Source organism: Aeromicrobium massiliense JC14, from assembly GCF_000312105.1.
GTDB classification, from domain to species: Bacteria; Actinomycetota; Actinomycetes; order Propionibacteriales; family Nocardioidaceae; genus Aeromicrobium; species Aeromicrobium massiliense.
On record NZ_HE978637.1, the window covers coordinates 946,096 to 959,390 of the forward strand.

The window sequence follows — 13,295 nt, forward strand, 5'->3', positions numbered from 1 at the left end:
GACATGGTGGCGCGCAAGACCGAGCGGTTGATGAACCTGGTCATCGCGCTCCTCGTCTCACGGCAGTTCCTCACGAAGGACCGCATCCGTCAGGTGGTCGAGGGGTACCGCGACCAGTCCGACGAGGCGTTCGACCGGATGTTCGAGCGTGACAAGGACGAGCTGCGCGAGATCGGGATCGTCATCGAGACCGGGTCGCACGACAAGCTGTTCGACGACGAGATCGGCTACCGCATCAGCCGCGGTGACTTCGAGCTCGGCGACATCGACCTCACGCCCGAGGAGGCCGCCGTCGTCGGCCTGGCCGGACGTGTGTGGGAGCACGCGGGTCTGGCGGGGGAGTCGGGCCAGGCGCTGGTGAAGCTCAAGGCCGCCGGCATCGAGGTCGACGACCGGGTGCTGTCCATGGTCGAGCCGCGGCTGTCGGCCAACGAGCCGTCCTTCGACGCCGTCTGGGACGCCGCCACCCGTCGCGTGCCGATCTCGTTCAGCTACGCGCGTCCGGGACGTGAGCCGTCCGTGCGGCACGTGCAGCCGTGGGGCGTCCTGTCCTGGCACGGGCGCTGGTACCTGGCCGGCTTCGACGTCGACCGCGACGCGCCGCGGGTGTTCCGCCTGACCCGGGTCATCGGCGACGTCACCCGCACCGGCGCAGCCGGTTCGTACGAGGTGCCGGCCGATCTCGACCTCAAGGCGCTCGCGCACGAGCTGTTCCCCGCCCCGGCGGTGGAGCCGGCCCGGCTGCGCGTGCGGCGGGGCCGGGGCAACTCGCTGCGCCGTACCGCGCACAGCACCGTCCCGGTCGACGACGAGTGGGACGAGGTGCTGGTCGCCTACGCCTCCCCGTGGGAGCTGGCCTCGGAGGCCGCGTCCTTCGGGCCCGACGTCGTCGTGCTCGAGCCGGCCGACGTCCGCGAGCAGACCGTGGCGCGCCTGCGCGCCGCCGCCCAGGAGGCCGTCCGATGACTGGCGGTTCGTCGCGCGACCAGCTGGCGCGCATGCTGACGCTCGTGCCGTACCTGCACGGGCGCGACGGCATCCCGGTCAAGCAGGTCGCCCACGACTTCGGCGTGAGCACCAAGCAGATCGTCAAGGACCTCAACGTGCTGTGGTTCTGCGGCCTGCCGCAGGCGATGCCCGGCGAGATGATCGACGTCGACATGGACGCGCTCGAGCTGGACGGCATCGTGCGCATCGACAACGCCGACTACCTCGACCGGCCCCTGCGCCTGGACCGCGGCGAGGCCGCCGCCCTCATCGTCGCCCTGCGCACCCTGCGGGCGTCCTCGACGCAGGCCCAGTCCGACGTCATCGACGGCGTGCTGGCCAAGCTCGAGGCGCTCGTCGGCGAGCTGGCGACGTCGCCGGCGCACGTGCACGTCGAGGAGGCCGACCCGGTCGTGCAGGACACGCTGACGCGCGCCCTGGCCGAGCGCGAGTGCGTCCGCATCACCTACGCCACGCCGGCGCGCGACGAGGTCACCGAGCGCACCATCGAGCCGCTGCGGCTGTTCGCCGCCCAGGGCCGCCGCTTCGTCGAGGCCTGGTGCCAGCGGGTCGACGACCTGCGCACCTTCCGCCTGGACCGCATCGAGACCGCGGAGCCGACCGGCGAGCACTACGAGCCCCGCCAGGTCGCCCCGGAGGCGATGTCCGAGGGCACGTTCCGGGTGGGGGAGGAGACGCCGTCCGCGGTGCTCGACCTGAGCCCCGACGCGCACTGGCTGACCGAGTACTACGACGTCGAGCGGCTCGGCGAGCTCGAGCCCGACGTCGTCCGCATCCGCCTGCACGGCAGCACGATGGAGTGGCTGCGCCGCCTCGTGCTGCGCAACGGCGGCGCCGTGCGCGTGGTCGAGCCGGCCGAGCTGGCCGCCGAGGTCACCACCACCGCCGCCCGTGCACTCGCGGCGTACGATGAACAGACGTCCCCCCACGAGGAGTCCTGACATGCCCAGCCTTGGCCCCACCGAAGTCCTGCTCATCCTGGCGGTGGTCGTGCTGCTGTTCGGCGCGAAGAAGCTGCCTGAGCTCGCCCGTGGCTCCGGCCGCGCCCTGCGCATCTTCAAGTCCGAGGTGCGGGGGCTCGAGGAGGACGACAAGCGTCACGACGAGGCCACCCGCCACGAGGCCATCGACCCGCTCGAGGTCGACAAGAAGACCGACCGCCCGTAGGTGGCGCTGTTCAAGCGTCGCCCGGCCCCCGCGCCGGGCGGCACCATGACGCTCGTCGAGCACCTGGCCGAGCTACGCAATCGGCTGTTCAAGGCCGTGCTCGCCATCGCGATCGGCAGCGTGGTGGGCTGGTTCCTCTACCCGCAGGTGCTCGACCTGCTCACCGGTCCCTACGAGACCGGCATCGCGCCGCTGCTGGAGGAGCGCGGCCTCGACGCTTCCATCGTCATCACCGGTGTCGGCGGCGCGCTGCAGTTCCAGCTGAAGATCTCGTTCATCGTCGGGCTCATCCTGTCCAGCCCCGTCTGGTTCTGGCAGATCTGGGCCTTCGTGCTGCCCGCCATGCACAAGCACGAGAAGAAGTGGGCCGTGCTGCTCACCGGCACCGGCGTGCCGCTGTTCCTGGCCGGCGCGGCTCTGGGCTACCTCGTGCTGCCCAAGGGCATCGAGGTGCTGCTCGGCTTCGTGCCCGAGGGCTGGGAGTCGCTGCTGACCGGCGCGGAGTACCTCGACTTCGTCACCCGGATGCTGCTGGTGTTCGGCCTCGCCGCCGAGATCCCGCTCGTCGTCATCCTGCTCAACCGCATCGGGGCGGTCAGCCACCGGGCCCTGGTGCGGGCGCGGCCGTGGATCGTCATCGCGATCTTCGTCTTCTCCGCGATCGCGACGCCGACGACCGACCCGCTGACGATGCTCTTCCTCGCAACTCCGATGACCGCCCTGTACTTCATCGCCGAGGTCATCACGCTGTTCACCGACCAGCGCCGCGCGACCGCGCAGCCGGACTGGTCCGACGACGAGGCCTCGCCGCTCTAGGGTGAGCGCCATGCGTCTCGCCGTCGTCGTCAACCCGCTCTCCGGTCGCCAGCAGGGTGACCGTGTCGCCGGTGAGGCGGCCGCCCTCCTGGGCCGGGCCGGGCACACCGTCGTGGTCGTCCCCGGCCAGACCGCTCGCGAGCGCAGCGCGGCGCTGCGGCTCGAGCTCGAGTCCGGACTCGTCGACGGCGTGGTCGTGGTCGGCGGCGACGGGGCCCTGCACGGCGTGCTGGACGTGCTGATCGACTCCGACGTGCCGGTCGGGCTCGTGCCGGCCGGCACCGGCAACGACGTCGCCCGCACCCTGGACCTGCCGCTGCGCTCGGTGCTCGCGGCCGTCGACGTCGTCCACGCCGGACGCACCCGCGAGATCGACCTCATGGACGTCGACGGCACGCCGGTCGCGTCCGTCCTGGCGTCGGGCTTCGACTCCAAGGTCAACGAGCGCGCGAACGCCCTGCGCTGGCCGCACGGACGTCTGCGCTACCTGCGGGCCGTGGCCCAGGAGCTGCGCGTGTTCGAGCCGCTGCCGTTCGACCTCGTGCTGGACGGCGTCCCGCTGAGCACCGAGGCCATGCTGGTCGCCGTCGGCAACGGCGAGTCGTTCGGCGGCGGGCTGCGCATCTGCGCCGGCGCCGAGCCCGACGACGGCCTGCTGGACGTGGTCGTCATCAAGCCGGTCTCCAAGGCCGAGCTGCTCAAGGTCTTCCCGCAGCTGCCGGCCGGCCGCCACGTCGACCACCCGGCGTTCGAGCGGCACCGCGTGCGCAGCGCGCGGCTGTCGTCGCCGGGCGTCGTGGCGTACGGCGACGGCGAGCGGCTCGGCCCGCTGCCGTGCACCGCGACCGTCCGCCCCGGCGCGCTGCGCGTCTTCGTTCCGTGACCTCACGGCGCGCTCACTAGGCTGGAGCCATGAGCACGACGAGGAGTCCCGCCGAGGCCTACGCCCAGGCGAAGCGGGACCGCCAGCACCCCCATCTCGCCGACTTCCGGGGGGCCTACCCGTTCGGGCTCGACCCGTTCCAGGAGGAGGCCTGCCGGCACGTCGAGGACGGCCACGGCGTGCTGGTCGCAGCCCCCACCGGCGCGGGCAAGACCGTCGTCGGCGAGTTCGCGGTGCACCTGGCCCTCGCGCGGGGCCAGAAGGCGTTCTACACGACGCCGATCAAGGCGCTGTCGAACCAGAAGTTCCACGACCTGGTCGAGCGGCACGGCGCCGAGAACGTCGGGCTGCTCACCGGCGACAACTCGATCAACGGCGAGGCGCCGATCGTCGTCATGACGACCGAGGTGCTGCGCAACATGCTGTACGCGGGCAGCCGCACGCTCGTCGGCCTGGCGTTCGTCGTCATGGACGAGGTGCACTACCTGGCCGACCGGTTCCGCGGTGCGGTGTGGGAGGAGGTCATCATCAACCTCCCCGAGTCCGTCTCGGTCATCGCGCTGTCGGCCACCGTCTCCAACGCCGAGGAGTTCGGCGACTGGCTCACGGAGGTGCGTGGCTCCAACGTCACCGTCATGGAGGAGCGCCGGCCCGTCCCGCTGCACCAGCACGTGCTCGTAGGCCGCCGCATGTTCCCGCTGTTCGAGGACGACGGCATGACCGTCAACAAGGCGTTGGAGCGGGTCGCGCGCGAAGACTGGCAGCTCTCGCGCATCCCGCGCGACCGGCGCCCGGGCAAGGGCGGCAAGCGGCCGCACGCCAAGCGCTTCCACACGCCCAGCCGTCCCGACCTGGTGGCCAAGCTCGATTCCGAGGGCCTGCTGCCGGCCATCGTGTTCATCTTCAGCCGGGCCGGCTGCGACGCCGCCGTGCGGCAGTGCGCCGACGCCCGGCTGACGCTGACCACGCCAGAGGAGCGCGAGGAGATCCGCGGCTACGTCGACGCCGCCGTCTCCGAGCTCTCCGACGACGACCTGCACGTGCTGGGCTACCACGACTTCGCCGAGTCGCTCGTGCGCGGCGTCGCCGCCCACCACGCCGGCGTCCTGCCGACGTTCAAGGAGTGCGTCGAGAAGCTGTTCAGCCGCGGCCTGGTCAAGGTCGTGTTCGCCACCGAGACGCTCGCGCTGGGCATCAACATGCCGGCCCGCTCGGTCGTGCTGGAGAAGCTGACCAAGTGGAACGGCGAGACCCACGCCGACGTCACGCCGGGGGAGTACACCCAGCTGACCGGACGCGCCGGACGCCGCGGCATCGATGTCGAGGGCCACGGGGTGGTGCTGTTCCAGCCCGGGCTCGACCCGCGCCAGGTCGCCGGCCTCGCCTCGACCCGCACCTATCCGCTCAAGTCGAGCTTCAAGCCGTCCTACAACATGGCGGTCAACCTGGTGCACCAGGTCGGACGCTCCTCGGCGCGCGAGCTGCTGGAGCAGTCGTTCGCCCAGTTCCAGGCCGACCGCTCCGTCGTCGGGCTCGCCCGGCAGATCCACCAGGCCGAGGAGGCGCTCGAGGGCTACGCCGAGGCGGCGACCTGCCACCTGGGCGACTTCATGGAGTACCAGTCCATCCGGCGCGAGATCAGCGATCTGGAGGCTCAGGGCGCCCGGCGGCGCAAGGCTCAGGTGCGCGAGCAGGTCGTCGACTCGCTGCTGGCGCTCAAGGTCGGCGACGTCATCGACGTCCCGGCCGGCAAGTTCTCCGGGCTCGCCGTCGTGCTCGACCCGGCCAGCCAGGCCGACCGCGACGGGCCCCGCCCGCTCGTGCTCACCGAGTCGCGGCACGCCCGCCGGCTGGGCACGATCGACTTCCCCGTGCCGGCCGAGCCGTTGCTGCGCATGCGCGTGCCGCGCCAGTTCAACGCGCGCAACGCCCAGGCCCGCCGCGACCTGGCGAACACGCTGCGTCTGCAGGCCGAGAAGGCCGACTACCAGCGCACCCGGCAGCGTCCGCGTCCCGCGCGCGACGGGCACGACGACCCGCAGATCGCCGAGCTGCGCCGCCGGATGAAGGACCACCCCTGCCACCAGTGCCCCGACCGGGAGTCGCACGCGCGCTGGGCCGAGCGGCACCTCAAGCTCGACCGCGACACGTCCAATCAGCGCCGTCGCATCGAGCAGCGCACCAACACCGTCGCGCGCGAGTTCGACCGCGTGTGCGAGGTGCTGGAGACCCTGGGCTACCTCGACGGCGACACCGTCACCGACGAGGGCCAGCGGCTGCAGCGGCTCTACAGCGAGTCCGACCTGCTCATCAGCGAGTGCCTGCGCCAGGGGCTGTGGAACGGTCTGGGCCCGGCCGAGCTGGCCGCGGTGCTCAGCGGGCTGACGTTCAGCAGCCGGGCGAACGAGGACACCCCAGCTCCGCGGTTCCCGAGCGAGTCGCTGCGCGAGGTCGCGGTCGACATGGACCGGCTGGCCGGCGAGCTGGCCATGGTCGAGCGCGAGCACCGGCTGCGCTTCCTGCGTCCGCCGGACTTCGGCTTCGCGCACACCGCGTACCGGTGGGCGTCCGGGGCCGAGCTCGACGAGGTGCTCTACGAGGCCGACGTGGCGCCGGGCGACTTCGTCCGGGCGATCAAGCAGCTGATCGACCTGACCGCCCAGGTGGCCGACGCCGCCGGATCGGGCGACCTGCGGAGGACGGCGCGCGAGGCCGTCTCGCTGATGCGCCACGGCGTCGTCGACACCGCCTGAACATCCCGTCGCCCCGCTCGTGGGGTCACCGTCGCGCTGAGTGTGACGTTCCGGGGGTGGATCGGGCGTCCTGACCCCCGAGACGTCACGCTCAGCGGGAACCGGGGCTCAGTCGTCGGTGGGGTGGCCGAGCGCGGTGAGGACGCGCTGGGCCGATCCGCCCAGGTTCCAGCGCTCGGCGAATGCGGCGAACCCGTCCAGGTCCGGCGGGGCCATCGCCGGCTGCGGCAGGTTCGGCAGGTCCGGCTTGACCGTCACGACCTCGACGGCCGCGGTGATGTAGGCCAGCGAGTCGCGCAGGCTCTGGCGCACGCGCGGCTTCAGCGTGGACGCGTCGTCGTGGGCCGCCTGCGCGATCGCGAGCACGTCCGGGTAGGTGTCCAGCAGCGCGGCGGCGGTCTTCTCGCCGATGCCCGCCACGCCCGGCAGGCCGTCGGACGCGTCGCCGCGCATGACGGCGTAGTCGACGTACTGGTCGGCCTCTATGCCGTACTTGTCGCGCACCCACGCCTCGTCCACCACGTCGTGCTGGCGGACCCCGCGGGCGGTGTAGAGCACCCGGACCGGCTTGGCGTCGTCGACGAGCTGGAACAGGTCGCGGTCGCCGGTGACCACGTCGACCGGGCCGTCCCACGACACCGCGTAGGTGCCCAGGACGTCGTCGGCCTCGGCGTCGGGCGCGCCGACCACCGGGATGCCGAGCCGGCCGAGCGCCTCGCGGATGAGCGGCACCTGCGGGGCGAGGCCCTCCGGCGACTCCTCGGCCTGCTCCGAGGCCGGCGCCTGCGGGTCGGCGAGCCGGTGCGTCTTGTAGGTGGGCAGCAGGTCGACCCGCCACTGCGGACGCCACGCGTCGTCCCAGCACGCCACGACGACGTCGGGGGAGTGCGCCTCGGTCAGCGTCGCGACGAAGTCGAGCAGCCCGCGGACGGCGTTGACCGGCGTCCCGTCGGGTGCCTTGAGCGAGTCCGGGACGCCGTAGAAGGCGCGGAAGTACAGGCTCGCGGTGTCGAGGGCGAGGAGGCGGGGGCGCGACGGCATGGCCGTGAGTCTAGTGACGAGCGCGGCCGTAGGGTGGCGGCGTGACTTCTCGACTCGACCGTGCCCAGGCCCTCGCGCAGCGCGAGGGCGTCGACGCCCTCCTGGTGACTCCCGGAGCGGACCTGCGCTACCTCACCGGGTACGCCGCGAAGCCGCTCGAGCGCCTGACCTGCCTGGTCGTGCGCGCGTCCGGCGACCCCGTGCTGGTCGTGCCGCGGCTGGAGAAGCAGGCGGCGCTGGACTCCGGCACGTCCGTCGAGCTGGCCACCTGGGACGAGTCCGACGACCCGTTCGCGCTGGTCGCCTCGATCGTCGGCGACCAGGCGAGCACGGTGGCGCTGGACGACCAGATGTGGGCCTCGCGGGTCTTCGCCCTGGGCGAGGCGCTGCCGGTCACCGACCAGGTGCTGGCCGGGCCGCTGCTCACCGAGCTGCGCATGCGCAAGGACGCCGCCGAGGTCGCCGCGCTGCGCGCCGCCGGCGAGGCGATCGATCGCGTCCACGCCCGCATGGGCGAGTTCCTGCGCGTCGGCCGCACCGAGCGCGAGGTCGGCGCCGACATCGCCCGGGCCATCCTCGAGGAGGGGCACGAGACGGTCGACTTCGTCATCGTCGGCTCCGGCCCGAACGGTGCCTCACCGCACCACGAGGTCTCCGACCGGGTCATCGGCGCCGGTGAGCCCGTCGTCGTCGACCTGGGCGGCACGACCCCCGAGGGCTACTGCTCGGACTCCACGCGCAACTACGTCGCCGGGGGCGAGCCGCCGGCCGACTACCTGGCCAAGTACGAGGTGCTGCTGGCCGCGCAGGCCGCGCAGCGCGAGCACGCCCGTGCCGGGGTCAGCGCCGAGTCGGTGGACGCGGTCGGCCGCGACCTCATGACCGAGGCCGGCATCGGCGAGCTGTTCCTGCACCGCACGGGGCACGGCATCGGCCAGGAGACCCACGAGGAGCCGTACATCATCGCCGGCAACGACCTCGCCCTCGAGCCGGGCATGGCGTTCTCGATCGAGCCGGGCTTCTACGTCGAGGGCTCCTACGGCGCCCGCATCGAGGACATCGCCGTCATCGGCGAGGACGGCGCGCTCGAGGTGCTGAACGTCCGCCCGCGCGAGCTCGTCCGGCTTCCCTGACCAAAGGTCCCGGCGTCGGCAAACCGCTTGACAGGGCCGCCCGCCGGGCGGAAGAGTCGTCCCGTCCACCAACCGCCGCTGGGCCGTCCGCGCCCTGTCTCGACGTAGCCTCCCGGTCTCCCGCCAAGCCCGGGGACTGCGTCCGACAGGCCCCGCCGGGCGCCACGCGGTGGACGACGTCAAGGGTCCCGGCTCCAGTAGACAACGGCACCGCGCGGGCCTCCAGCTCGTTCGGTGTCGGTCCGAAGGGGCCGGGCTCTTGGCGTGGACGATCCCTGTACGGTAACCGCGTGCGAACGACCGTGGCCCTGGTGGCGAGTGCCGCCGCCGGCGTCGTGTCCGCGCTGGCCTTCGACCCGCTCGCCGTGCCGTACGCGATGGTGGTCGGCGTGGCCGTCCTGCTGGTCGTCGTCCACCACCTGCAGCCGCGCCGCGCGCGGGTCACCCTCGCCGCCGGCGCCCTCTACGGGCTCGCCTTCATGGCCGTCCTCATCTGGTGGATGCGTGCGGTCAGCGACGGCGCGTACGTCGCGCTCGTCCTGGCCCAGGTGCCCTTCCTCGCGCTCGCCGCGCTCGGCCTGCGCCGGTCGATGCGCCTGCGCTGGTGGCCGGTCTGGGCCACGGGCGTGTGGGTGGGCGTCGAGATGCTGCGCGGCCGCGTGCCGTTCAGCGGCTTCCCGTGGGGGCGGCTCGGCCACACCGCCATCGACACCCCGTTCGAGTCCAGCGTCCGCTACGTCGGGGTCCCGGGCACGAGCGCGATCCTGTTCGCGATCGCGGCCGGCATCGCGTCGCTGGTCATCGCGTTCAGCGTCCGCCGCGCCCTCGGGGTGGTGGCCGGGGTCGTCGCGGCCACCGTCGTGTGCGCGCTGCTGCCGACCGGCGTGGCCGGGCCCGGCGGCACCCGGCAGTTCTCGCTCGTCCAGGGCGACGTGCCGGGCGTGTTCCTGACCTGGCCGCGCGGCGAGATCTTCGGCCTCCACGTGGCCGAGACCCGCCGCCTGGCCGACGACGTGCGGGCGGGCCGCGTGCCGCAGCCGGACGTCGTGCTGTGGCCCGAGAACGCCACCGACATCGATCCGCTGAAGGACGCGAACGCCGCCGCGGTGCTCGACGACCTCGTGGCCGACCTGGGTGCCCCGCTGCTCGTCGGCGGGATCCTCGACGGTCCCACCGACACCACGGCCCTCAACGCCGGTCTGGTCTGGACCGCGGACGGTCCCGGCGAGAAGTACGTGAAGCGGCGGCCGGTGCCGTACGGCGAGTACGTGCCGTTCCGCCAGCAGCTCGGCTCGATCGTGCCGCGGATCGACCGCGACATCCCGCGCGACTTCGTGGCCGGCGAGGACCCCGGTGCGCTCACGATCGGCGGCACCGAGGTCGGCGACACCATCTGCTGGGACATCGCCTACGACGACGTGGTGCGCGACGACGTCGAGGGCGGTGCCGAGGTGATGGTCGTGCAGACGTCCAACGCCGCGTTCACCGGCACCGCGCAGCCCGACCAGCAGTTCAAGATCTCGCGGCTGCGCGCCATCGAGACCGGACGCTGGGTGCTCGTGCCCTCGACCAACGGCGTGAGCGGCGTGGTGGACGCCGACGGCGACGTCGTGGAGGTGGCGCCGCGTCAGCAGCCGGCCACGCTGAGCGCGTCCGTGCCGCTGGCCACTGAGCAGACCCTCGGCGTGCGCTGGGGCCGCGAGATCGGCTGGCTGCTCGTCGCGATCGGCCTGGTCGGGTTCGTCGGCCGGGCGCCGCGCCGCCGCTGACAGGCCCCTGGACGCACGAAGACCCCGGCCGGTGGCCGGGGTCTCGCGCACGGTCGGCGTCGCCGGGGGAGAGCTGACGCCGCCGCGCTCTAGGCGGGCTTCTTCTTGGTGCCGCGGTGCAGGTGCGGCGGGCCGATCTCGCCGGCGCGCAGCATCTCCAGCCGCTCGGTCAGGATCTCCTCGAGCTCGTCGACGGATCGACGCTCGAGCAGCATGTCCCAGTGGGTGCGGACGGCCTTCTCGTCCTTCGCCTCGGGCTCTCCGGCGTCCTTGCGACGGGCCACGACCCCGGTCTTGGGGTCCTCCCACTCGTCGGGAACCTCGGCCTCGACCGACATCGTGACGGCGAACGTGCTGCCGTCCGGCAGGACGTACTCGATCTGCTGCCGGGGCGCCATCTCGACGCCGCGCTCGTCCTCGAAGCTCTGGGTTCCGAGACGCGCTCCCCGTAGTGCGCGCTCTGCCATGAGTCATCCACTCCTTCGTCCGTTACGAATGTATGAACGTCCGAGGGCCTCGCGAGATTCCCCGAAGGGGGTGAAGGTGTCCCCGAGATTTCACAGTACGGCAGGCTCGGCGTTGCCCGCCTCCCGAACTCCGCGACGCGGATCGACCTTGAGCAGCAGCGCGCCGCCGATGACGAAGAACACGATGAGCGCCAGGATCGCCGGGCGGTAGGAGCCGGTCACCTGGTGCACGACGGCGAACACGAGGGTGCCGAACCAGCTCGTGCCGCGCTCGCACGCCTGGTACAGGCTGAAGTACTCCGCCTCGCGCCCGGCCGGGATGAGCTGGCTGAAGAACGAGCGCGACAGGGCCTGCGTGCCGCCCATGACCAGGCCGATGCCGGCGGCCATCACCAGGAACGGGACGATCTGGCCCGCGGGCAGGACGTAGCCCGCACAGACGATGAGGATCCACACGGCCAGGCCACCCAGGATCGTCCGGCGGGCCCCGATGCGCTCGGCGACCCGGCCGAACAGCAGCGCCCCGCCGAAGGCGACGAACTGCACGAGCAGGATCGTGGCCATGAGGACGTTCGTGTCGAAGCCGAGCTCCTTCTCGCCGTAGACCGACGAGGCCGAGATGACCGTCTGGATGCCGTCGTTGAAGAACAGGTACGCGGCCAGGAACAGCATCGTCTGCGGGTACGCGCGCAGGCCGCGCAGCGTCGTCCAGAGCTGCACGAAGCTGCCCCGCACCGTGACGGTGCCGGCCTCGGGGTGGACGACCGCTCGCGGCGGGTGGTCCTTGAGGCCGCGGAACGGGATGATCGTGAACCCGGCCCACCAGATCGCGGCGCTCAGCATGGAGACGCGGACGGCCTCCTGGGTGGTCATGCCCAGGGCGTCGTGCATCGTGACGACGGCCAGGTTGATCGCCAGCAGGATCGCGCCGCCCAGGTAGCCCAACGCCCAGCCGCGGGACGAGATGCGGTCCCGGTCGTCCGGCGGCGTGATGTCGACGAGGATCGCGTCGTAGACCACGATCGAGGACGCGAAGCACAGGTTGGCGCCGATCAGCAGCAGGGCCCCCAGCTCCCAGCTCGAGCCGGTCACCAGGAACATCGCGGCGGCGAACACGCTGCCGGTCCAGCCGATGCCGGCGAGCAGCTTGCGCTTGGACGCCGTGCGGTCGGCCAGGACGCCGACGATCGGCAGCAGGATCGCCGACAGCAGCGTCGTGAAGGTGATGACGTAGAAGACCAGCGAGCCGGCCGACAGGCTCAGGAAGCCCAGCACGTCGACGTCCTCGCGGCAGGGCCGGTCCGACGTGCCGGCGTACCCGCAGGCCGCCTGCTCGGCGACGCTCGTGAGGTACGGCGAGAACAGCACGGTGGCCGTCGTCGTCCAGTAGCCGCTGTTGGCCCAGTCGTAGAAGAACCACGCCCGCTGCTCGCGGGTGATCGTCGGCTTGGGGGACAGGGTGGTCATGCGGCGTCCTTCCACTGGCCCCGCTCGAGCAGGACGTCCTTGAGCAGGTCGGGGCGGTCGGTCACGATCCCGTCGACCCCGAGGTCGAGCAGCGCGTGCATCTCGTCCGGGTCGTCGATCGTCCAGACGTGGACGACGCAGCCGGCGGCGTGCGCCCGCTCCACGAACCGACGGCCGACGAGGGTGAGCGGGCCGCGCGTGCGCGGCACCTGCAGGCAGCGCGCGCCGCGGCGGACGCCCCGCTCGCGCCAGCCGCGGGTCGGCGCGAGCACGAACGCGGCCACCTCGCGGCTGGCGAACGACGTGAGCGCCTGCGGCCGGGCCGTCCGGACCCGCTGGATGCGCTCGACCGAGAACGACCCCAGGCACACGCGGTCGTACGCGTGCAGCCGGTCCAGCAGCGCCAGCGCGGGGTCGACGACGTCGTCGGACTTCAGGTCGATGTTGAACCGTGCCTGCGGGAACGCCGCGAGCGCGTCCTCGAGCCGGACGAAGGGCTCGTGGTCGCCGACGCGCAGCTCCCGCAGCTCGGCCTCCAGCATGGACGCGATGGGGCGCTCGGCGCCGGCCAGGCGCAGCAGGTCGGCGTCGTGGCACAGGTACACGACGCCGTCCTGGGTGGCTCGGACGTCGGTCTCCAGGTACCGGTAGCCGAGGTCGACGGCGCGCTGCAGCGCGGCGAGGGTGTTCTCCAGCCCCTCGTTGCCGGCCATCGAGGCGCCGCCGCGGTGCGCGAAGGCGATCGGTCCGTCGACGTCGAGGTAGGGGTGGACGCGGGGGAGTGTCACGCA

General features: G+C 72.4%; 12 protein-coding genes. 8 read left to right on the forward strand and 4 right to left on the reverse strand.

Features of this window, described 5'->3' with window-relative positions:
• Positions 1–3 precede the first annotated feature (3 nt).
• The 6 genes from HGAM_RS11840 to HGAM_RS11865 are packed head-to-tail and all read left to right on the forward strand — an operon-like array spanning position 4 to position 6,627.
• Positions 4–966: a helix-turn-helix transcriptional regulator gene (locus tag HGAM_RS11840; RefSeq protein ID WP_019145711.1), complete on the forward strand. Its 963-nt coding sequence runs from the start codon at positions 4–6 to the stop codon at positions 964–966.
• Positions 963–1,949 (forward strand): helix-turn-helix transcriptional regulator, encoded by a 987-nt coding sequence (locus HGAM_RS11845; RefSeq protein WP_019145712.1) that lies wholly within the window; start codon positions 963–965, stop codon positions 1,947–1,949. Before HGAM_RS11840 ends, HGAM_RS11845 begins: the two co-directional genes overlap by 4 nt.
• A gap of 1 nt (position 1,950) precedes the next feature.
• Positions 1,951–2,175, forward strand: a complete 225-nt coding sequence (gene tatA, locus HGAM_RS11850) for a Sec-independent protein translocase subunit TatA (RefSeq protein WP_019145713.1) — start codon at positions 1,951–1,953, stop codon at positions 2,173–2,175.
• On the forward strand, positions 2,176–2,991 hold the full coding sequence (gene tatC / locus HGAM_RS19065; RefSeq protein WP_019145714.1) for a twin-arginine translocase subunit TatC: 816 nt from the start codon (positions 2,176–2,178) through the stop codon (positions 2,989–2,991).
• A 10-nt stretch (positions 2,992–3,001) separates the two neighbouring features.
• The gene (locus HGAM_RS11860) at positions 3,002–3,874 is read left to right on the forward strand and encodes a diacylglycerol/lipid kinase family protein (protein WP_019145715.1); all 873 of its coding nucleotides are present in this window, start codon (positions 3,002–3,004) and stop codon (positions 3,872–3,874) included.
• 29 nt (positions 3,875–3,903) lie between these two features.
• Positions 3,904–6,627 (forward strand): DEAD/DEAH box helicase, encoded by a 2,724-nt coding sequence (locus tag HGAM_RS11865; protein WP_019145716.1) that lies wholly within the window; start codon positions 3,904–3,906, stop codon positions 6,625–6,627.
• 108 nt (positions 6,628–6,735) lie between these two features.
• On the opposite strand, the gene HGAM_RS11870 is transcribed toward HGAM_RS11865, so the two are convergent.
• Complete coding sequence (locus HGAM_RS11870; RefSeq protein ID WP_019145717.1) at positions 6,736–7,668, reverse strand: 5'-3' exonuclease; 933 nt, start codon at positions 7,666–7,668, stop codon at positions 6,736–6,738.
• A 41-nt stretch (positions 7,669–7,709) separates the two neighbouring features.
• Here HGAM_RS11870 and HGAM_RS11875 point away from each other — a divergent pair, with 41 nt between their 5' ends.
• Both HGAM_RS11875 and lnt read left to right on the forward strand, forming a co-directional pair.
• Positions 7,710–8,801 (forward strand): M24 family metallopeptidase, encoded by a 1,092-nt coding sequence (locus HGAM_RS11875; RefSeq protein WP_019145718.1) that lies wholly within the window; start codon positions 7,710–7,712, stop codon positions 8,799–8,801.
• Between the two features lie 290 nt (positions 8,802–9,091).
• Positions 9,092–10,570, forward strand: a complete 1,479-nt coding sequence (lnt, locus tag HGAM_RS19070) for an apolipoprotein N-acyltransferase (RefSeq protein WP_019145719.1) — start codon at positions 9,092–9,094, stop codon at positions 10,568–10,570.
• An 89-nt stretch (positions 10,571–10,659) separates the two neighbouring features.
• Here the strand turns inward: lnt and HGAM_RS11885 are convergent, their stop codons facing one another.
• The 3 genes from HGAM_RS11885 to HGAM_RS11895 all read right to left on the reverse strand — a co-directional run bounded on the left by HGAM_RS11885 (position 10,660) and on the right by HGAM_RS11895 (position 13,292).
• The gene (locus HGAM_RS11885) at positions 10,660–11,037 is read right to left on the reverse strand and encodes an RNA polymerase-binding protein RbpA (protein ID WP_020691578.1); all 378 of its coding nucleotides are present in this window, start codon (positions 11,035–11,037) and stop codon (positions 10,660–10,662) included.
• A 90-nt stretch (positions 11,038–11,127) separates the two neighbouring features.
• The gene (locus HGAM_RS11890; protein WP_019145721.1) at positions 11,128–12,504 is read right to left on the reverse strand and encodes an MFS transporter; all 1,377 of its coding nucleotides are present in this window, start codon (positions 12,502–12,504) and stop codon (positions 11,128–11,130) included.
• A complete protein-coding gene (locus HGAM_RS11895; RefSeq protein WP_019145722.1) occupies positions 12,501–13,292 on the reverse strand; it encodes a glycerophosphodiester phosphodiesterase family protein in 792 nt (263 codons plus the stop codon). Before HGAM_RS11895 ends, HGAM_RS11890 begins: the two co-directional genes overlap by 4 nt.
• Positions 13,293–13,295: the final 3 nt, after the last annotated feature.